The organism is Amycolatopsis suaedae, assembly GCF_004214935.1.
GTDB classification, from domain to species: domain Bacteria; phylum Actinomycetota; class Actinomycetes; order Mycobacteriales; family Pseudonocardiaceae; genus Amycolatopsis; species Amycolatopsis suaedae.
Map to the genome: position 1 here is coordinate 106,389 of NZ_SFCC01000002.1, position 19,764 is coordinate 126,152.

A 19,764-nucleotide genomic window follows, 5' to 3' on the forward strand; every position below is an offset into this window, starting at 1 on the left:
TCAGTACGCCTTCGGGTAACGCTTCTGCCAGTCGGCCTGCCGGTCCGGCTCGCGGCCGACGCCGAAGCGGTGGAAGTACCGGAACACGTCCTCGGCGATGTTGTCGATCAGCCCGAGGTGCGGCAGCAGGGCGACCCAGTCGGCGGGCAGGCCGGGCACCCCGTAGCAGCCACCGAGCAGCGCGCCGGTGATCGCGCACGTCACCGACGAGCGGCCGGACTGGCCCGCCGCCAGCCGCAGTGCCGCGCGTGGGTCGGTCCCCTCGGCCAGCACGGCGAACAACGCACGGTCCAGTACTGACCGCGGAGTCCTGCCGTCGCCGAGCGTCTCGATCTGCTCGGACCGGTTCGCGGCGCGGTTCACCCGCATGTCGACAACGGCCTTCAGCCGGGCACGCAGCGGTGAGCCGTCCGGTTCGTCCCTCATCAGCAGGAGGACCTGCAACATCGGTGACGGCGGCACTTCCAGGCCGGCGCCGGAGTCCCGGCGGAACAGCATGTGCAGCAGCGTCACCAGCAGGTCGACGTCCTCGGTCAGCTCGGGTCCGGCCGCGGCGCCGATCAGCTCGCGGGCGACGGCCTGCACGTAGGCGAGGTCGATGCCGTCGACAGGAGTGCCACCCGCTGTGGTGGCCGCCAGCGCGGTGGCCAGCAGCGTCGAGTACTCCTGTGGTGCCGGCCCGGTTCCCGCGGTGACCGCGTTCAGCCAGCCTTCCGGCCGCCCGACCGCGGGCAGCGCGGCAGGCACGGTCGCCGTCTCGTTGACCGGCGGGATGCCCCGGATCACGGCCTCGGTCTGGAACAGCGCCTGCCGGGTGAGCCCGCCACGCGGCAGGGGCTCGCCGTTCCACGCCCCGGCTTCGTCGAACACCGTGCCGATCGAGTCGCCGAGCGCGAACCCGATGTAGGCGCCGAGCACCCGGTTCCAGGCGTAGTTGCTGCCCTCCACGGGCAGCGGCTGGACCGGGAACTTGCCGAACGTCCACGGCACCGGGTTCGGCTTGCCGGCCGAGTCGATGTGGGCGACCAGTCCGTTCGCCCACAGGTCCTCGGGCCACTCCGGGGTGGCGCCGGTGTGTGGTGCGCGCAGGTTGCGGAAGCGGATGGCGAAGCCACGCGCGTAGCTCAGGCACTCCTCGGTGGTCAGCTCGTAGCCGTACCGGCGGGCGACGGCAGCCACCGACGGCAGCGTGCCGGACAGCACGCGTGGCGGGTCGAGCTGGAACTCCGCGGCCAGTGCCGTCGCCGCTTCCGTGACCGGGGCGCTGACCTCGGGCGACACCTCGTCGACGGGCGCGGGCGAGTCCGGTGCCTTCGTCCCGTTGATGTACTGCCCGAGCGTGGTCAGCCGCTCGCCACCCGGACGGTTCAGGTTCAGCTCCAGCCACGCGGGCTGGTCGCCGGTGATCTCGTTCTGCCGCTGCCACACCTGCCGCGGGGTGGCTCGCCGCCAGCGGGTGACGTCCGGCGGGATCTGCTGCGACGAGGTGTAGGCCAGGACGCGGTGCCGGACGTCGGCGAGGTACTCACCGTTGTCGTCGACCAGGAACAGCAGCTCGGTGTCGGCGAGCTGGCGCAGGAACTGGTCCTCGGTCAGCCAGTCGACGATCTTGTAGTGCCACAGCTTCTCCGCCGTGGTCCGTGCCTCCGGCAGACCTCGCCACCGCGGACCCGTGTGGTACTTCGGGTTCTTCCTGATTTCGCCGGTGGGCTCGGTCCAGTACATGACGGCCCACTCCGGCGTCTCGTCCAGCCACGGCAGCAACGCCGGGTCGAACTCCGGGTCGACGACCGGAACCGGTTCCGGTTCGGGTGGGGTCATGGCCGCGGCGAAGTGCCGCGGCTCGCCGCCGTCGTCGGGAACGAACAGCACCGGCGTCGGGAACAGGCCCTTGCCGATGTCGGTGCGGTCGAGGTAGGCCGCCGCGTTGTACGGCACCGCCCATCCTTTGCCGCTGCGGACGACGTGCTCGGTGCGTACGCGCAGCGCCGACGGACCGACCGTGCGGTCGCCGTCGGGGTGCTCACGCAACCACGTCTCGACGCGGCTGATGGCCTGCTCTGCGGTCAGCTGGTTCATCGTCGCGGGTACCGCCTTGCCCATTCCGGCCTGTCGAACACCGGCGACGTCCGCTCGAAATGCCAGAACGCGTCGGTGGCCAGGTTCTGCACGAGGTAACGAAGCTCCAGCTTGCTCAGCCAGTGCTGAGGCAGGCCGGGGATGCCGTGGTACGCGCCGATCAGCGCGCCGGCGAGCGCGCCGGTCAGCGCGCTGCGCCCGGAGTGGTTGACCGCCCGCAGCAAGGCGTCCTCCGGGTAGTTCTCGAACCCGGCGACCGCTGCGATCACCTGGCCGAGCACGGTGCGCGTGTCGCGCCCGGCGCCGAGCGACTCGGGATCACGCAGCTCCCGCAGGCCCGGCCGGTTCAACGCGGGCAGCGTCTCGTCGACCAGGGCGGTGAGTTCCTCCCCGGCTCCGGCGACCGCTTCGCGTCCGCAGGCCCACAGCGGCGAGGCGACCGGGTCCTTGGTGAACGCCTTCTCGAACACCAGCGCCAGGTAGCCGGCGGCGTCGAGATCGAAGCCCTGCTGGTGGGTGAGGCCGGCGAGCGTCCGCGTCGCGGCGGTGACCCCGCCGGGCAGGGCGGTGTCCGGCCCACCGGCGGTGAGTACACCGGGCATCGCGGCCAGCAGTGCGGCCGGTCCGGTTCCGGTGCCCGGCTCCTCGACGGCCAGGCGGCGGATCGCGTCCAGCTCCGCCGGGTCGGGATCGCGCTTGGCGTGCAGGCCGGAGACCTTGATCAGCCAGCCGTCGTCCTCGACCGGGGCGGGCTCGCCCTGGGTCCGTAGCCAGCGCAGCAGCCCGCGGGCCGCCGCCGGGGCGAACTGCGCGTGGGCTTCGGGGTTCTCCCGGTGCGGGCTGCGGATCACGCCCTCGGTCAGGAACAGCAGCCGCTGCGTCAGCGGACCGAGCCGCGCGGGTTGATCCGGCTCGGGGACCAGCTCGGTGAGCCCCTGGGCGCCGAACCGCTGCTCGATCTCCGCCCTGGTCAGGCCGTCGACGGTCGACCCGAGCGCCTCGCCGAGCGCGAACCCGGCGTACGCGCCTGCCACCCGCTGCCAGCCGTAGCGGAAGCCGGGGTAGCCGTAGAAGAAGTACTTGCCGAACCGGTCGGTGACCGGGACGACCTTGCCGTCGTCGTCGTACCAGGGCATCAGCCCGTTCGCGGCGAGGTTGTCCGGCCAGCGGACCCCGCCGGCCCGCTTGTGCAACCTCTCCCACGTCCAGCCGAGGACGGTGAGCTGGCACTCGCGTTCGGTGAGCGTGAAGCCGCGTTGCCTGGCTTTCTCGGCCGGCCCGATGGGCTTCCCGACCGGCTCATCGACGCCGAGCCGCTCCGCGGCCTCGGCAGCCAGGCGAGTCAGGCCGTCGGAGACCTCCGGCGCGGCCGCGACCTCGTCGACGATCGGCGCGGTGTACGGGAACCGTTCCAGTACACCGGTCAGCTCAGCCGCGGTGATCTTCTGCAGGTAGGGCGGGCAGCCGTAGACGTAGAAGGTCGTCGCGGGCTCGTCCTCCAGCAGCTTGCGGACGTCGACGTGCCGCCAGTGGCGCGTTCCCGCGCGCAGCCGTTCCGACGAGGTGTAGACGTCCAGCTCGCGGACGCCGTCGCGGTCGCGTACGTGGGAGAGGTCGAGCGATCCGTCCTCCAGCAGCGGGACGAACACCCGCCGCGCCGACACGCCGACGACCATCGTCTCGTGGTCGATCCAGCCGTTGAGGCGGCACGCCAGCAGCCACTCCACCTCGCTGATCGGCCGGGGCATGCCACGGCGGACCGGACCGGGCAGGTAGCCGGGGTTGGCCCGCTCCTCGCCGGTGCGTCCCTGTCCCGGTACGACGCGGTAGTAGCCCGCCACCGCCCGCTCCGGGACGCCGATGTCACCGATCCCGGCGTCGCGGAACTCGGGGTCGACGAACTCGCCCCAGTACTCCCTGGACCGCCACTGGATCGGGATGCTGATGCCACCCGGCTGCGGGTTGGCGTGCCGTAGGTCGCCCTGCGGCTCCCTGACCAGGACGTACGGCATCGGGAACAGGCTGGCGGTGAACTCGCCGGTCTCCAGGTACTTGAGCGTGTTGTACGGCACCGACCAGCCCTCGGGGATCCGGTGGACGTTGTCCCGGTCCACCCCGACGGTTGGCTCGTCGCCGTCGGCTCCCTCCCGGAGCCATTCGTCGACCTTGGCGATCGCTTCAGCCGCTTCCACTCAGCTGAGTCCTTCCAGGCTCGCGTCGGCGAGGTGCTCGACGATGGTCTTCGGCAGTACGTACGCGACCGCGCCGCCGGGCAGGGCGTCCACCGGGTGGGCGACACCGGTGACCGCGTACAGCGCGCGCGTCAGCCGGTAGCGGCGCCGCGTGTGCTCCGCGTCCAGCGGGAGCGAGGTCATGGGAAACCGTACGCCATCGGCGTAGAGCACGTTGCCGGTTTCGGCACCGAACCGCACCAGCACCGTGCCGGCGGGCAGCCGGACCAGCCGCTTGGCGCCCAGCGTCTCCAGGCCGGGTTCACCCTCGGCGGGCCGGACCGGCCAGTCGACCGGCTCGTCACCCGTGGCCGGTTCGGTCAGCAGGGTGCCCAGTAGGTGGGTCGTGGCGTCGGCGAGCCGGTCGAACCGCACCCCGTCGACCTCCCAGTGCGTGCCCGTGTGGTGCAGCGAGGGGACGCCGGGCTCGGCAGTGCCGAGCCGGTAGGCCGAGTCGGGAACGCCGTACTCGCCGAGGCGCTGCCGCAACGTGGCCAGCAGGTCACCGGCGTTCGGCGTCGCGTCCGGGGTGGTCTCCGGCTCGTACTGGTTGGCCGCAGGCCGGGGCTGGCCGAGCAGCTCGGCCGCTGCCGTCAGCCGGATCACCCGGTCGACGTAGCCGAGCCGGTAGTCGCGGGCGCGGACGTGGGCGAGGAAGTCCGGGTCCGGCGGCAGGCCGTACTTGCGCAGGTAGTACGGCACGGAGGCATGCCAGATCCAGAGCCCGTCGGTGAGGTAGCGCTCGGGGACGTCCGGCGGCTGGTCCAGCGCGAAGATGTCCGGCCCCGGCTGGTCGCCGACCAGCACCGGCTGGGCGGCGTCGAGGTAACCCAGGACCTTCTCGGCCTCGCCGTCGGGCAGCGGCGGCCGGTCGACGACCGGTGGTGCGCCCTCGCTGTAGGCGTCGACGATCCGCGCGTGCTGGAACACCACGGCCAGCGGCAGCCCCGCCCGTCGACGCCACCACAGCGGCACGTGCTCGTCCTCGCGGGGGAACCGGGCCAGCTCGGCGGCGTGCGCGGCGGTGTCCGGGGCGGTCCGCCAGGCCGGCTCGGAGTCGTTGTCGAAGTCGACGTCGAACGAACCGTCCCTGCTCAGCACGTAGGTGGCCCGCAACCAGGTGCCCCGGCCCGGCTCGTAGCGGCCTGCCCGCAGCTGCGCCAGCATGCCGCTCAGCTCGGGCGGCGCCGACCAGTACAGCGTCTCGGCGTCGGAGCGGGTGGTCAGCTCCAGCTCGGCGTAGCGGTCGAGCTGGCGGAACTCCACGACCAGCCGCTGTGCGTCGGTGTGCTCGGTCTCGGTCAGCAGCCGGTGCAGCAGCTGCCCGACGACGATGAGCTGTTCCCGCTCCTCGTCCTCGGTCAGTTTCGTCGCCGCCGGCAGCTCGTCGGCCGTGTCGACACGGACCTGCCACAGCGCGGTCAGCTGCTCGGGACGTGCCGAGTCGGCCCCCTCCGGGCCCACGCCGAGCACCGCCGCGAGCTGCGGGTCCTGCCCGGTCCAGGTCAGTGCGTAGGCCGGCGGCGTGAAGTCGCCGACGAGGAACGTCTCGTCCTTGTACCTGGCATAGGTACGCAGCAGGTATCCCGCGAACTCGCCGTGGTGCGGCTTCTGCTCGCGGACGCCCTGCTCCCCCTGTCGCGTCATCTGTCAGCCGTTCGAGTCATACCAGTAGTTGACGGAGGAAGGCTCACCCGCGGCCTGGCGGGCGAAGTCCTCCTCCCACATGTGGAAGGTGCGTTGCCGCAGGGCGTACACCAGGTCCGCTTCCTGGTCGGTGAGCTCTCGTCCCTCCTCCTTGGCCTGTGTGTACAGCCCTCGTATGGTGTCGTACAGGGCGAAGATCGGTCCATCGCCGTCGAAGTAGCGCATGCGGTTGCGTTCGGTCTCGTCGGCGAACTCCTCGGCGGACAGTGTGCTGATCTCCGGGTGCCCCATGTCGAACAGCACCCGGTCGATGATGTCTGTGCGTGGGTCGAATCCGCCGGTGTCCCAGTTGTACAGGTAACCGACCATGCCGCCCTCGGGCGTTTCGTCGATTCGGTACGTCCGGTGGAAGTACTCGAAGTACATCGGGAACCTATATCGCGCCACAGGTCACCCGCTCAGATCTGACCGGTACGCGAACGAAGGAGGTTCACCCGCGTCCTGGCGGGCGAACTCCTCGTCCCACATGCGGAACGTTCGGCGGCGGATGCTCATCACCAGCGCCCATTCCTCCGCGGTGAGCCGACGTCCCTCGCTCTTCGCGGCAGCGTAGAGCCCGTTGATGGTCTCGTAGAGTGCGAAGATCGGTCCATCGCCTTGCAGGTAGCTGGCCCGCTTGCGTTCGGTCTCGTCGAGGAATTCGTCTTCGTCGAGCCGGCTGATCTCCGGATTGCTGGTGGCGAACAGCACTTTGTCGATCAGGTCGGTGCGCTGATCGAAACGTCCGGTGTCCCAGTTGTGCAGGTAACCGACCATGCCACCGTCCGGAGTCTCGTCGATCCGGAAGGTCTTCTTGTAGTACTCGTAGTACCGCGGGAACGTGGTGAGTGCCATGGTCAGCCGTTCGGGTCATACCGGTAGTTGAGGGACGAAGGCTCTCCCGCGGCTTGGCGGGCGAAGTCCTCCTCCCACATCCGGAACGTGCGCTGCCGCAGGGCATGAGCTAGGTCCGCTTCCTGCTCGGTGAGCCGCCGCCCCTCTGCCTTGGCCTGTGCGTACACGCCGCGGATGGTGTCGTACAGGGCGAAGATCGGTCCGTCGCCGCGCAAGTCGCGCATGCGGTTGCGTTCGGTCTCGTCGGCGAAGTCCCGAGCGGACAGCGTGCTGATCTCCGGGTGACCCATGTCGAACAGCACCCGGTCGATGAGGTCCGTGCGTGGGTCGAAGCCACCGGTACGCCAGTTGTACAGGTAACCGACCATGCCGCCGTCAGGTGTTTCGTCGATCCGGAAAGTTCGCGCGAAGTACTCGAAGTACATCGGGAACCTGGTGAGTGCCATGGTCACCGGTCCCACTTGGAGCGGTACTCGAACGAGGGCGGTTCACCTGCGGCTTGGCGGGCGAACTCGTCCTCCCACATGCGAATCGTTCGGCGGCGGAGGTTCATCACCAGCGCCCATTCCTCCGCGGTGAGTCGACGTCCTTCACTCTTCGCCGCGGCGTAGAGCGCCCGGATGGTCTCGTAAAGGGGGAAGATCGGCCCATCACCGGACAGGTAGCGAGATCGGTTGCTTTCGGTCTCGCTGATGAACTCGTCTTCGTCGAGTCGGCTGATGTCGGGGGTGCTCGTGGCGAACAGGACCTTGTCGATCAGGTCGGTGCGCTGGTCGAAGCGTCCGGTGTCCCAGTTGTGCAGGTAGCCGACCATGCCACCGTCCGGAGTCTCGTCGATCCGGAAAGTCTTGGCGTAGTACTCGTAGTACCGAGGAAACTTGGTGAGTGTCATGGTCAGCCGCCTACATCTGACCTGTACTCGAACGAGGGCGGCTCGCCCGCCGCTTGGCGCGCGAACTCCTCCTCCCACATCCGGAACGTCCGCTTGCGCAGGCTGTCCACGAGCGCGCCTTCCTCGGGATCGAGGCGTCTTCCTTCGCTTTTCGCCTGGTCGTAGAGCCCGTCGATGGTCTCGTAGAGTGCGAAGATCGGCCCGTCACCGTGGAGGTAGTGGGCACGGATCCGTTCGGTTTCGTCGATGAACTCGTCTTCGTCGAGTCGGCTGATCTCCGGGTTGCTCGTGGCGAAGAGCACCTTCTGGATCAAGTCGGCGCGTCGGTCGAAACCACCGGTCGACCGGTTGTAGAGGTAACCGGTCAGCCCCCCGTCGGGCGTTCGGTCGATCCGGTAGGTGCGCTTGTAGTACTCGAAGTAGAGGGGTACTGGAAGTTGCGCCATGTCAGCGGTCCAGCTCGGAGCGGTACTCGAACGAGGGCGGTTCACCCGCGTCCCGGCGGGCGAACTCTTCCTCCCACATGCGGAACGTCCGCTTGCGCAGGCTGGCCATTAGCGCGAGCTCGTCCGGGCCGAGTGGCCTGTTCTCGCTTTTCGCCTGGTCGTACAGTCCGTCGATGGTCTCGTATAGTGCGAAGATCGGCCCGTCACCACGCAGGTCCATGGCGCGGTTCTGCTCGGTTTCGTCGATGAAATCGTTCTCGTTGAGCCGGCTGATCTCCGGAGTACTGGTGGCGAACAGCACCTTGTGGATCAGGTCGGTGCGCGGTTCGAAACGCCCGGTGGACCGGTTGTAGAGGCGCCCGATCAGCCCTCCATCAGGTGTTTCGTCGATCCGGAAGGTCTTGTTGTAGTACTCGAAGTAGAGGGGGACTGGAAGCTTATTCGCCGCCATCGGTGTTTCTCCTCATGTTCTCCGGTAGCCCGGTCTGCAGCGCCTTCCAGAACAACTCCTGCTCACGCTCGAGCAGTGCCACGGCCAGAGCGTTCTCCTCCGGGGTCAGCACCGCCTCGTCCTCCCCCTTCTCGTTCTTTCGGACCCTGCCCTCGTCCACGGCGAGCGACTCGATGTCTCTGCGTACCTCGTACAGCGCATGCTCGTACTCGCTGACCGCGTCGAGCGATTTGAGGTGTAGGCGGAACTCGGCGATGTGGTTGTTCGGCTCCATTCGGACGTTCATCTGAAGATCGCGGTACCCACTGCCCTGCGGATTGGCGAACCGGTCCTTGAACTTGACGATTTCGAGTTCCGGATGGCTACTGACTGCGGCCAGTGCGCTGTACACCTGGGCGACGGAGTCGAACTGGATGTAGACACCGGTAAGGTCCGTCAGCTGCGCGGCGTCGCCATCGTAATCGTTCTTGATCTTGTCCCAGGCCCGGCCGCGTTCCTTCGGCTGTTCCCTGCCCTTCGCGATGGCGTCCTGGGAGATCGCGCCCGCGATGTCCGTGGCGATCTGGGTCAGCCGCTTCTGCGCGACCTTGTGATCGTCGTAACGGGCGTCCAGGTATTTCTTCAACTTCTCCTGGTAATCAGCCTTCTCGGGGTTGTCCCTGTCGTACAGGTTCTTGCCGTCGAACGGCACCTGATACCGATCGGCCTTCGTGGCGCTACGTGCTGCGGCGTCGACGGGCTCAGCCGCCTTCAGTTGCGCCTCCGTCAGCGGCGTGATCTCGACGACCGGCGGGGTGCGGTCCAGCGAACCGCTGTCGATTCCGGCCGCGACCTCCTCCACGGCTTCACGCAGGATCGGAAGTGACTCCGGGTGCTGCAGCAGGCTGAGCATGGTCTTCGGCCTGGTCAGCAGCGACTTCTCGAGGTACTCGGCATTGCGCGAGGTCATGATCTCGGTCAGCCGCGGGTCCGCGAGCATCGCGTCCCGCAGAACCTCGGCCGGATTGGTGAGCGAAACCTTCTGACCCTCGGCGATCGCCCGGTCGGTCTCCGCCTGCCAGCGGGCGAGCGACTCCTGGACCTTGTCCCGCGCCAGGTATTCCTCCACCTTGGCCCGCTGCTCCGGGGTCACCTGCTGCGGCGTGCCGGCGTCCTCCGGGCCACGGTCGGTCGGGCCGCCGAAGCCACCCTGGGCGTGCTCCGGCGTGCCGATGTCCTGCGACACCGCGGGCACCGGCCGGCCGTCCGGCCCGATGCGGGACGGACCGGCGCCGTAGTTCGGCGGCTGCATCCACTGCTGGCGCGGGTCGTTCGGGCGCATCCACTGCTGCCGCGGGTCCGGCCTCGGCGGAGGCGGGGGCGGCGGGGCCTGCTGCTGTTGCGCGGGCGGGTGCCAGGGGTGCGGCGACGGCGACTGCTGGGCAGGCGGGTGCCACGGGTGCGGTGACTGCGACGGCTGCTGCCCGGGTGCCCGCACCGGCTGGGTCGTGTCCGGCCCCGCCTGGTTCGGCTTGACCACGGCGGAGTTCGACGCCGGGTTACCGTCCAGATAGGACTGAGCGGCCGCGGCCGGGTCGTAGGACAGCGTTCGCAGCGTCGCCGCGGGGTGCGGCAGGCGCATGAGGCTGCCACTCTGCGGGTCGATGAACGCCACGCCCTCCTTGGTGTTCACCACCTCGGCGACGTGCCCGATCAGACCGCCACGGCCGTCCGGGGTCTGCACGGCGACGATGGCCCGCGAACCGAACGGCTCGTTGCGCATGTGCCGGATCAGGTCGTCGTAGCCGTTGTGCGGCTTCCAGCCGTTGGCATCGACGGCCAGCCCCTCGGCCACGAAGTCGAGCGAACCGAGCCTGCGCATCTGCTCGGGCGTCAGCGGGATCGTCGAGACGTCGATACCCATCTGCCGCAGCGCGTGCACCACGGTCGCCCTGGTGCAGTTGGTCTGGTAACCGGCGTCCCACGCACCGGGGTCGTTGAAGTGCGGGTTCGTGCCGAGCAACGCGGGGTGCCGCTCGGCGATGTACTTCGCGGCCTGCGCGGGGTTGGCCGTGTCGAAGTGGATCGCCGGCTCGCCGGGCGGGTTGGTCGACCTGGCCAGCGGCGACCAGTCGCGGTCGCCGAGCTCGCCGAGATCCGGCCCGACGTGCTGCAGCTCCGGCTCGGCCTTGCCCTCGTCCGGCTGCTCGCCGGTGTCGCCGGTGTCGCTGTCCGGCGTCTCCTCCGGCTGCGGCTCGGCGGCCTTCTCCGGCTCCGGCTCGGGCTTCGCCTCCGGCTCGGGTTCCGGCTTGGCCTCGGGCTGCTGCGGCGGGATGTCCTCCCGCGACGGCGGCGTGAGGTCCTCGGCGGTCCGCTGCGCGGGCGCCTCGGTCTCCGCGCGTTCGGTGCGCTCGGCCAGAATGTCGGCGATCGACCTCGACGGCTGCGCCGGCGGCGCCTCGGACTGGGCCTTGTTCTTCCCTTCCGGGTCGAGGAGGTCGCTCACCGACTTCGCCGGCGTGCTCGACTCCGGCTTGGGGCTGCCGTCCGCGGTCAGCGTGGTGAGGCTGTCGAACGGCGACTTCGCCGCCGCGGCCTCGAACAGCGGCCTGTCGTTGCGGTAGCGCTCGCGCCGGGCTTCGAGCTCCTGGCGTGCGTCGGCGGGCTCGAGATAGCGCGGATCGCCGGGAAGGACTTCCTCCAGCTTGATGACCCACTTCTTCCGGCCACCGCTGCCCGGGATCTCCTCCTGGTACTTCTCGACGCAGTGGTACTGCGTCTCCGGCTTCGACAGCGCCTCGTTCTCGCCGGGGTTCTGCGAGATCTTCGAGATGTCCCTGCTGGTCTTCGACTCGATGTGGATCTCGACGTCGTCACCGAACTTCGACCGCTGACCGGGGCGGTCGACCTTCGACGCGCTGGTGAACGTCGGCTCCGCGGTGGTCTTGCCGGCCTGGTAGTGGTCGGCGATGGCCTTGGCCAGAACCGGGTCGCCACCGGTGTCGACGCCCCGCAACAGCGGTCCGACGTGCGGATCCAGCTTGTTCAGCGCGGACGCGATGGCCCGCGACGTCGCCTCGGCGTCGGCGAAGCTCTGGTGGGTTTCGCCGTGCCGCATGACGTCGTTGTTGGTGTCGTACAGCTCGTGCCCGGTGTAGGCGTAGATCGCCGCCGCGTCCCTGCGCTCCAGGTTCCCCAGCGTCGGGTTCTCGCTGGCGGCGTCCTTGTCCAGCTTGCGCTGCGCGAGATCCTCGATCTCGGCGTACCGGTCGGCGTTGTCCTTCGAGCAGGCCTTCTCCAGGGCCTCGTGATCGGCGTCGCCGGCGACGAAGTCGTCGTCGCGCATCGGGTTCGACGCCACCTCGGGAGCTTCCGGAGTGCTCTCGGCGTGGTCGGCCACCGGCTGGTCGGTGGTGGTGTCCGCGGTCGCAGGAGTGTCCGTGGTCCGGTCCGGGCCGCCGTAGGGCAGCGTGCTGACGTCGGTCGCCGGATGCGGCAGCGTGGCGAGCCGGTTGCTCATCGGGTCGACCAGTGCGAGGCCGTGCTCGGTGTTGACCGCGGTGAACATCTGCGTCACCGGCCGCTCGGGCAGGCCCCTGGCGGGGTCCGCCGGCGCGATGTGCTCGACGGCGATGACCGACCGCGAACCCACCGGCCGGTCGGCCAGCTGCTGCAGCGCCGCGTCGTAGTCGGTGCCGTGGCTACGCCACTCGCCGCCGAGCTTGTCCTTGACGTAGTCGAGGCTGCCCGTCCTGTCGACGTCGCCCGGCTTGACCGGCTCGGCAGTGCTGTCCTGGCCCTGCAACCGTTCCTCGAACGCCACGACCGACCGGCTGGAGTTGGTCTGGTAGCCCTCGGCCAGCGCGTCCTTGCCGTAGTACTTCAGGCCGTTGGCACGCGCGATCTCCGGCATCTCCTCCCGGAGGAAGTTGACGCCCTGGTGCGGCGAATCGGCGGTTCCGGCGTGGATGGCAGCCACGCCCGGCGGATTGGTCGCCCTGGCCAGCTCCTGCCAGCCCGCCTCCGGACGTTCGGTCCGCGGACTTCCGGCGTCGGTGTCGACCGTGGTGTCCGGCTGCTGGGTGTCCGGGGTGGGGTCCGGCGTCTCCTTGACCGTGCCGTCCGCGTTCACCAGGGTGGTCTCGAGGGCGAAACCACTGCGCGGCTGCGCGGCCTCTTCGGCGGTGCGGTCCCGCCGCTCGTCCATCTTCTGCTTGACGGTCTCCGGGTCCAGGTACCGCGGGTCGCCGGGACCGATCTCGTCGGCCTCGATGACGTGGACCATGTGGGTCCGGGGGTTGCCGTTCTCGTCGAGCTTGGGGTTGCCCTCGGAGTCCAGCAGCGGCTTCTCGACGAGTTCGTTGCGGGTGACGTAGAGCTGCGTACCCGGCTGGTAGAGGACCTCACGTTCCTTCTTGATGACCGCGAGGTCGGTGATGTCGCGGCCGGACAGCCCGTTGACCCACAGCTCGACCTTGCCGGGCAGCACCGGGTTCGGGTTGTCCGCGTCGACCGCCGACGAGCTGCCGAACTGGTGCTCGACGACGACTCCGCCGACCGGGTAATGCGCGGCGTCGATCGCGGCCTTCTCCGCGTTGCCGGACTTGCCCCAGGTCCGGACGGTGCGGCCCTGGTGCGGCGGCAGCTCGTTGAGACCCGAGGTCAGCGCGCCGGCGACCTTGGTCCACTTGTCGAGGTCCTTGCCGTTACGCATCGCCCAGTTCATGTCGCCGAAGTAGTCGGAGACGGCGTAGGCGCCGATCGCGTAGGCACCGTCGTCGGACATCCGGCGCACGGCGGGCGACTTCGCCTCGGCACGCATTTCCTGCGCACGTACGCGCAGTTCCTCGTGCCGCAGCGCGCCGGTCTCCGGGTTCGGCTCCTTGCCCTTGTTGACCAGCGCCTGGTCGAGCGCGTCGATGTCGGAGTGGTCCGGTGAGCGGTAGCCGGGCTTCACGTACGGCTCGTCGACCCGGGGCAGGTCCGAGGACGGCACCTGGTCGGACCGGTCCTGCTTCGGGACGTCCGCTTCCTTCGCCGCAGGCGTTTCCGGGACCTCCGAGACCTCCGGGGTCTTCGGTGGTTCCGGTGCCTTCGGCGGCTCCGGCGTTTTGTCCGCGGGCGGCGGCGTGCCGCGGTCCGGAGCCGGTTCGCGCAGATCCGGACGCGTCACCGGCGGACCCGCCTGCTGGCCCTGCCGCTGGTCGGGGATGCGCGGCGGCGCGTTGGGGTCGGGCTTCTGCCACGGGTTGAAGTCCTGCGGACCCCGCTGCGGACGCCCCGCAGGCGGTGGCGGCGGCGTGGGGCCCTGCGGCCGCGGTCCGGCGGGACCGGGCTGGTAGCCCTGCGGCGGACGGCCGCCTTGCGGCGGGCGTTGCTGGCCGGGGTACGGCGGCTGGCCGCCCTGCGGCGGCATCGGGCCACGCGGTGGTCCCTGGCGTCCCGGGCCGGGCTGCCCCGGCTGGTTCTGCCAGAGGTCGCCGCGCACGGGCTCGAACCCGCGCCGGTTGGGCGGCGGGCCCTGCGGTGGCGGCGGTCCCTGGGGCGGACGCGGGCCGCCCTGGTTGGGCCGGGGACCGGGGCCACCCTGCTGCGGAGGCGGCGGGGGGTAGCCACCACCGGGCGGCGGGCCGCCCTGCTGCATCGGCGGCGGGCCGTCGGTCCGCGGAGCGCCGGGAGCCGGGCCGTCGTGGCGGGGCATGCCGCCGGGCGCGCCGGGGACGAAGCCTGCAGCCGACACGTTGTCGTTCGGCCGGTTGCCGCCCTGGGGCGGGCTGTAGTTGCCGGGCGGCGGTCCGTACCCGCCGGGACCGGGCTGAGGGCCGTAGCCGCCCGGGCCCTGGCCGCCACCCGGGGACGGGCCGTAGCCACCCGGGGCGGGACCGCCGGGGGACGGACCGTAGCCACCCGGTGCGGGACCACCCGGCGCCGGTCCGCTGGGTGCCGGGCCGTTCGGGGTGGGACCGCCACCACCGGGCGGCGGCCCACTCGGCGCCGGTCCGCCGGGGGCGGGTCCACCCGGCTGAGGGCCGTACCCGCCCGGCGTGGGGCCACCACCGCCAGGCGGCGGGGTCGAGTTGCCGAAGCCACCGGAGCTGGGGCTGGGGCTGGGGCTGGACGACGCCGAGCCGAAGCCGCCACCGCTCGAACCGGCCGACGGCGTCGCACCGCCACCGGGCGACGGCGCGCCACCGGCCGACGCCGCGGCGGGGCTCTGCCCGCCCATCGCGGCCATGCCCTGTTGCTGACCACTGCTCTGGCTCTGCTGCCCGCCGCCGTCCGAGGACGACGACGGCGCGGGCGACGACGGCGCCGACGTGGGTGTCGCCGCCGGGGTGGGACCACCACCGTTCTCGGTGCGGTCCAGAGTCGGCGCCGACGCGGACGACACGGCGTCCGACGAACGCGGCGCGCTGGGCGTGTTGTCCGGCTGCGAACCGCCGGACGGCCCGAAGTCGCCACCGCCACCGTTGCCGGACGGCCCCGGCGACGAGGAGGAACTGGACGGCGCCGGCGCGGAGGCCGTGCTCGGCTCGGGCGTGCTGGAGCGGCTGGGCGAGTCGGACGACGAATCCGGCGTGGAGGACGGCGAGGGGTCCGAGGACGGGGTGTTGACCGGGTCCGCGTCCGGCGTGTTCAGGTCCCGCAGGCCCTTGATGGCCTCGGTGCCGCTGCCGATGCCGCGGTCGAACGCACCGCCGGACGCGCCCTTGGCGATGTCGCCAGCGGACAGCTCGTCGAGGTTGCCGGTGACGGCGGCTTCGCCGATGGTCGTCGCGGCACCTTCGGCAGCGCCCCGGACGGCGCCGCGCGCGATCCCCTCGGCGACCTGCCCGCCCGCGCTGCCTGCGATGTTACGGGCCGGCCCGTCCGGGCCCAGGCCCCCGACCACGCCCTCGACCGCGCCGCCGATGGCGCCGTCCTTCGTCTTGCCCCAGTCCCACGACTTGCGGTCACCGGAGGCCATCTGCAGACCCTGGATGCCCGCGTCCAGCGCGACACCGGTCGCGACGTTCGTACCGACCTCGATGGCCAGCCGCCTGCCGAGCTTCTGCAGTACTTCCTTGGTGATCTTCTTGAGGACCTGCTCGAGGACCTCCTTGGCGACCTTCTTGAAGCCCTGCTGCATCAGCTTCTGCAGCAGCTGCCGGAAGATCATCTGGACGGTGACCCTGGTGGCGATCTGCGCGGGCGCGATACCGGCCGTCGAGCCACCGAACGTCACCGCGGCCGCGGCGATCATGCTGGCGATCGAGATGGCGAGCATGATCAGCGACGCGATGATCATGTACTTCGTGTACTCGACGTCCAGCGCCGTCGAGTCACACGCGTCACCGAGTGCCTTGCAGGCCTCGGCGAGCGATTTCAGGTAGGCCTCGTCGCCCTCGACGAACTTCTTCCAGGTGTCCTCGAAGGCCTTCGCGCCGTCACCGGTCCACGCGCCGAGAACCTGGGACGCGCCCTGGGTGGCGGTGTCCGTGACACCGGGGATGGCCTCGGCCGCGGCGTGCCAGGCGTCGCGCAGGTTGCGCAGCTTGTCCTCGTCGCCTTCCGGCCAGCTCTCCCCGACGACGATGGGCAACAGCCACTTGACCTCGTCGGGCATCTCCATACCCACGGTGCACTACCCCCAGAGCGCGTTCGCGCGTGCGCGGCCGGACGACCTCATCGTCAGGCGTCCTTGACCGAAAGATCTTTGGTGAAGGTTTCCTCGGTGTTCTCGAATCCGGCCACCGCTTTGTCGACCTGATCCTTGAGGCCGCGCAGGCCCTCCACCAGCGACGTGAACGCGTCGACTGCTCCCTGGGCGCCGGGCTCGTAGTCCTTGGCGAACTCCTTGCCGGACTCGTCGTCGCCCCAGCAGGCGCCCTCCGCCTGCAGCGCACTGGACAGCGTCTGACCGATCTGGCCCAGTGCGTCGGCGGCCGTGCTCAGCTGGGTGCCACCGGACTTCGCCTCGTCCGGGCGGAGGGTGAAACCACCACCGGACGTCATCAGCGGTCACCCCGGGTGAGCCAGCTGTCGGGCAGCTCTTCCTCTTCCTCGTCGCGGTCCGGGCGCCTGCGTGGCGTCACCTTCGGGGTCGGCGGCGCGGGCGGAGGCGGAGGCGGCGGTGGCGGAGGAGGTGGCGGTGCGGCGGCCTGCCGCTCGGACTGGTCGAAGATCGACCCCTCGTCCTCGAACGACTCCGGACGCTGCGGCTGGGCGGCCTGCTGCTGTTCCGCGCTGAAGTCGGGCATCTTCGGCATCAGCCCGGCCAGCGACGGGGCGCCCTCGACGAGGTCCGACAGGTCGGGCATGCCCTCGGTCAGCGGCGCCATCAGGTCCGCGACCTGCTGCTTGACCTGCATGGTGCCTTCCCGCACGACCTGCAGGACGCTGGCGGCCAGCGCCGCGGGGCTGCTGCGTTCGAACGCCGGGGGCGCGAACTCCAGCTGGGTCAGCACACCGTTGGAGTCGACGGTGGCCCGCACCAGGCCGTCCTTCGACGTGATGGTGGCCGTCGCCGCGGCCGCGGCCTGCTGGGCGTCCTGCAGCTGTTCGGTCTGCTTGCGGAACGTGTCGAGCAGGCTGTCGACCTGTTCCTTCATGGCCGCGTTGCGTGCCTCAAGGAACGCTCGGTCGTCAGGCGTGGTCACAAGGCCCCCGGGGAACGTGGTGCTGTCGTCGACGTCACCCTAACGGTCCACCCGGACCGCCATATGGGGTTTACCGCTAACGCATGACCATCGTTTGCGCGGGCGAACAGAGCTAACAGCTGAATGACCCGCCGGCCGCGGGAGCGGCCAACGGGTCATTCAGCACAAGCACGCTCGGTCGCCTCTCGGCGGCATTGCGCAGTGTGGCTCCAGCCGGACGGTATTCCACAAAGGCGTTTCTTCAGTGAGCCCGGGGGACACGGAAGCGTGCCTGCGATATCTCCAACGGCCCGGGGCCCGCACTTGTTCCCGAGCGGTGGGATCATTGTGCGCGTGCCACCGGACGCCGAGGTTGAACCGGGAACTCTCCTGGTCGCTGCCCCCACGATGTTCGATCCCAACTTCCGGCGAACCGTCGTGTTCGTCATCGACCACCGGGACGAGGGCACGCTAGGCGTCGTCCTGAACCGGCCGAGCGAGGTGCCGGTCGACGACGTGCTGCCCAGCTGGGGCCAGCACGTCGTGGAGCCGCAGGCGGTGTTCGTCGGCGGCCCGGTCGAGAAGAAGACCGCGTTGTGCCTGGCCGCGTTGCGGACCGGTCAGGACGCCGACGACGTGCCCGGCGTGATCGCCGTTCGCGGCCCGGTCGCGCTGGTCGATCTGGACGCCGACCCCGACGAGCTGGTGCCGAAGGTCCGCGGGTTGCGGGTGTTCGCCGGATACGCGGGCTGGGACTCGGGTCAGCTGGCCGGGGAGATCGACCGCGGTGACTGGCTCATCGTCCCCGCGCTGCCCAGTGACGTGCTGGCCACGCCGGACCGCGACCTCTGGGGCCAGGTACTGCGCAGGCAGGGTGTGCCGACCGCGTTGCTGGCCACCCACCCCGGCGACCTCCAGCGCAACTAGGCCCTGGACAGACAGGCACTTCCGCAGGCGCAGCCCTTGCACCCGGCGGGCTCCGGCTCCGGGACGGCCTCCGCCGCCCGGTTGCCGAGGACCGCGCCCGCGCCGAGCAGCAACGTCCCGCCGACGATGCCGATCAACACGGCGACCACCGTCCCCGTCCCGCTGGGCATGGCCAGCGCCGCGGCCCCCGCCGCGACCGCGACCACGCCACCGGCGAGCGTCGGCAGGCCGGCGACCTTGTTGCCGACGCGGAACGCCTCCTCGCTGCGCAGCGTCGCGGCCGTCCGCACCCCCGCGCCGCGGTCGAACGCCAGCCGCTCCCGCCAGGCCAGCAGCCCACCGGCACCGATCAGCACACCGAACACCATCGGGATCACGGCCACGAACGTCATGTGACGAGCATAAATGCCATCTGGCGGCAATCTTCCCGCTACCCTGACCCGCTGTGCTGCACGCCATGCCACGCAGACTGACTGCCGCCGTACTGGCCGGCGCCCTCGCTCTCCCCCTGCTCGCCACGCCCGCCGCCGCGGACAGCGGCCCGCGCCTGCTCGGCGAGCGGATCGTTCCCAACGGACTGCTGTTCGCCGGGACCGAGGTCGGCGGGCTGTCCAGCATCGACTACGACCGGCGCACCGGCCAGTACGTGCTGATCAGCGACGACCGTTCGGACCGCCAGCCCGCGCGGTTCTACACCGCCCGCATCCCGGTGACCCGCGACGGCATCGGCACGGTCGAGTTCACCGGCACGACGCCGCTGCTGCGCCCGGACGGCACGACCTACCCGCCGCTGCGCGCGAACGACCCGGCGGCGCCGCAGAACGCCCAGACGATCGACCCGGAGGAGCTGCGAACCGATCCGCTCGGCGGCGGATACTACTGGTCGCAGGAGGGCGAGCGCAGCGCGTCGGCGCTGATCGACCCGTCGATCCGCGAGGCGGACAGGGACGGCCGCTACCGTCGTGACCTGCCGATTCCGGACGGCGAGCGGATGACCGCGACCACCGGGCCGCGGCAGAACTACGGCATCGAGGGCTTCACCTTCGCCGCGGGCGGCGTGTTGGTGGCCAGCGCGCTGGAGGGCCCGCTGCTGCAGGACGGCCCGGAGGCCACCCCGTCCTACGGCCCGCTGTCCCGCATCACCGTGCAGGGCCGGTTCGGGCCGGTGCTGGCGCAGTACGCGTACCCGCAGGAGCCGATCTTCGCCACACCCAACCCGCCGACGGCGTTCGCCAACACCGGCGTCACCTCGATCCTCGCGGAGAACACCTGGGACCCGAGCCGGTTCCTGGTCATGGAACGCAGCTTCGTCACCGGCGTCGGCAACAGCGTCCGCATCTACGAGGTGGACACCCGCGGCGCCACGAACGTGCTGCGCATGCCGTCCCTGAAGGACCGGAAGGTCACTCCGGTTCGCAAGCGGCTGCTGGTCGACCTCGCCGACGTCGGCTTGTCCACTGTGGACAACATCGAGGGCATGACCTGGGGCCCGCGGCTGCCCGGCGGCAAGCGCAGCCTGCTGCTGGTCAGCGACAACAACTTCTCGGCGACCCAGGTCACCCAGATAATCGCGCTGGCCCTGTGAGCTACCATTACCCCA

At 70.5% G+C, this 19,764-nt stretch carries 15 protein-coding genes; 2 read left to right on the plus strand and 13 right to left on the minus strand.

Annotated elements, in window-relative coordinates:
• The 12 genes from EWH70_RS03710 to EWH70_RS03765 all read right to left on the minus strand — a co-directional run bounded on the left by EWH70_RS03710 (position 1) and on the right by EWH70_RS03765 (position 17,210).
• The gene (locus EWH70_RS03710) at positions 1 to 2,103 is read right to left on the minus strand and encodes a YrhB domain-containing protein (RefSeq protein WP_130473806.1); all 2,103 of its coding nucleotides are present in this window, start codon (positions 2,101 to 2,103) and stop codon (positions 1 to 3) included.
• Positions 2,076 to 4,271, minus strand: coding sequence for an ADP-ribosylglycohydrolase family protein (locus tag EWH70_RS03715; RefSeq protein WP_130473807.1), 2,196 nt, complete (start codon positions 4,269 to 4,271; stop codon positions 2,076 to 2,078). Before EWH70_RS03715 ends, EWH70_RS03710 begins: the two co-directional genes overlap by 28 nt.
• Entirely contained in the window at positions 4,272 to 5,957 is a 1,686-nt protein-coding gene (locus EWH70_RS03720; RefSeq protein ID WP_130473808.1) for a TNT domain-containing protein, read from the minus strand.
• 3 nt (positions 5,958 to 5,960) lie between these two features.
• The gene (locus EWH70_RS03725; RefSeq protein ID WP_130473809.1) at positions 5,961 to 6,383 is read right to left on the minus strand and encodes a hypothetical protein; all 423 of its coding nucleotides are present in this window, start codon (positions 6,381 to 6,383) and stop codon (positions 5,961 to 5,963) included.
• 24 nt (positions 6,384 to 6,407) lie between these two features.
• Positions 6,408 to 6,851, minus strand: coding sequence for a hypothetical protein (locus EWH70_RS03730; RefSeq protein ID WP_130473810.1), 444 nt, complete (start codon positions 6,849 to 6,851; stop codon positions 6,408 to 6,410).
• Positions 6,852 to 6,853: 2 nt separating this feature from the next.
• A complete protein-coding gene (locus EWH70_RS03735; protein ID WP_130473811.1) occupies positions 6,854 to 7,297 on the minus strand; it encodes a hypothetical protein in 444 nt (147 codons plus the stop codon).
• Positions 7,298 to 7,299: 2 nt separating this feature from the next.
• A complete protein-coding gene (locus EWH70_RS03740; RefSeq protein ID WP_240686781.1) occupies positions 7,300 to 7,665 on the minus strand; it encodes a hypothetical protein in 366 nt (121 codons plus the stop codon).
• An 80-nt stretch (positions 7,666 to 7,745) separates the two neighbouring features.
• A complete protein-coding gene (locus EWH70_RS03745; protein ID WP_130473813.1) occupies positions 7,746 to 8,189 on the minus strand; it encodes a hypothetical protein in 444 nt (147 codons plus the stop codon).
• 1 nt (position 8,190) lies between these two features.
• Positions 8,191 to 8,640, minus strand: coding sequence for a hypothetical protein (locus EWH70_RS03750; RefSeq protein WP_130473814.1), 450 nt, complete (start codon positions 8,638 to 8,640; stop codon positions 8,191 to 8,193).
• On the minus strand, positions 8,627 to 16,231 hold the full coding sequence (locus EWH70_RS36460; RefSeq protein ID WP_130473815.1) for a WXG100-like domain-containing protein: 7,605 nt from the start codon (positions 16,229 to 16,231) through the stop codon (positions 8,627 to 8,629). Before EWH70_RS36460 ends, EWH70_RS03750 begins: the two co-directional genes overlap by 14 nt.
• A 59-nt stretch (positions 16,232 to 16,290) precedes the next feature.
• Positions 16,291 to 16,614, minus strand: coding sequence for a WXG100 family type VII secretion target (locus EWH70_RS03760; protein WP_130473816.1), 324 nt, complete (start codon positions 16,612 to 16,614; stop codon positions 16,291 to 16,293).
• Positions 16,614 to 17,210 (minus strand): YbaB/EbfC family nucleoid-associated protein, encoded by a 597-nt coding sequence (locus EWH70_RS03765; protein WP_130473817.1) that lies wholly within the window; start codon positions 17,208 to 17,210, stop codon positions 16,614 to 16,616. Before EWH70_RS03765 ends, EWH70_RS03760 begins: the two co-directional genes overlap by 1 nt.
• A 381-nt stretch (positions 17,211 to 17,591) precedes the next feature.
• On the opposite strand from EWH70_RS03765, the gene EWH70_RS03770 reads away from it, so the two are divergent.
• The gene (locus tag EWH70_RS03770; RefSeq protein ID WP_130473818.1) at positions 17,592 to 18,164 is read left to right on the plus strand and encodes a YqgE/AlgH family protein; all 573 of its coding nucleotides are present in this window, start codon (positions 17,592 to 17,594) and stop codon (positions 18,162 to 18,164) included.
• On the opposite strand, the gene EWH70_RS03775 is transcribed toward EWH70_RS03770, so the two are convergent.
• Entirely contained in the window at positions 18,161 to 18,556 is a 396-nt protein-coding gene (locus EWH70_RS03775) for an SdpI family protein (RefSeq protein WP_130473819.1), read from the minus strand. The genes EWH70_RS03770 and EWH70_RS03775 overlap by 4 nt on opposite strands.
• 65 nt (positions 18,557 to 18,621) lie before the next feature.
• On the opposite strand from EWH70_RS03775, the gene EWH70_RS03780 reads away from it, so the two are divergent.
• Complete coding sequence (locus tag EWH70_RS03780; protein ID WP_130473820.1) at positions 18,622 to 19,749, plus strand: esterase-like activity of phytase family protein; 1,128 nt, start codon at positions 18,622 to 18,624, stop codon at positions 19,747 to 19,749.
• The last annotated feature ends 15 nt before the right edge of the window (positions 19,750 to 19,764 follow it).

Excerpts from the sequence above, each read along its gene's own strand:
- EWH70_RS03745 (WP_130473813.1), bottom strand. The coding sequence starts at position 8,189 with ATGGCGCAACTTCCAGTACCCCTCTACTTCGAGTACTACAAGCGCACC.
- EWH70_RS03730 (WP_130473810.1), bottom strand. The coding sequence starts at position 6,851 with ATGGCACTCACCACGTTCCCGCGGTACTACGAGTACTACAAGAAGACC.
- EWH70_RS03740 (WP_240686781.1), bottom strand. The coding sequence starts at position 7,665 with ATGGTCGGCTACCTGCACAACTGGGACACCGGACGCTTCGACCAGCGC.
- EWH70_RS03750 (WP_130473814.1), bottom strand. The coding sequence starts at position 8,640 with ATGGCGGCGAATAAGCTTCCAGTCCCCCTCTACTTCGAGTACTACAAC.
- EWH70_RS03760 (WP_130473816.1), bottom strand. The coding sequence starts at position 16,614 with ATGACGTCCGGTGGTGGTTTCACCCTCCGCCCGGACGAGGCGAAGTCC.
- EWH70_RS03720 (WP_130473808.1), bottom strand. The coding sequence starts at position 5,957 with ATGACGCGACAGGGGGAGCAGGGCGTCCGCGAGCAGAAGCCGCACCAC.
- EWH70_RS03735 (WP_130473811.1), bottom strand. The coding sequence starts at position 7,297 with ATGGCACTCACCAGGTTCCCGATGTACTTCGAGTACTTCGCGCGAACT.
- EWH70_RS03725 (WP_130473809.1), bottom strand. The coding sequence starts at position 6,383 with ATGTACTTCGAGTACTTCCACCGGACGTACCGAATCGACGAAACGCCC.
- EWH70_RS03710 (WP_130473806.1), bottom strand. The coding sequence starts at position 2,103 with ATGGGCAAGGCGGTACCCGCGACGATGAACCAGCTGACCGCAGAGCAG.
- EWH70_RS03780 (WP_130473820.1), top strand. The coding sequence starts at position 18,622 with ATGCCACGCAGACTGACTGCCGCCGTACTGGCCGGCGCCCTCGCTCTC.
- EWH70_RS03765 (WP_130473817.1), bottom strand. The coding sequence starts at position 17,210 with ATGAAGGAACAGGTCGACAGCCTGCTCGACACGTTCCGCAAGCAGACC.
- EWH70_RS36460 (WP_130473815.1), bottom strand. The coding sequence starts at position 16,231 with ATGGAGATGCCCGACGAGGTCAAGTGGCTGTTGCCCATCGTCGTCGGG.
- EWH70_RS03775 (WP_130473819.1), bottom strand. The coding sequence starts at position 18,556 with ATGACGTTCGTGGCCGTGATCCCGATGGTGTTCGGTGTGCTGATCGGT.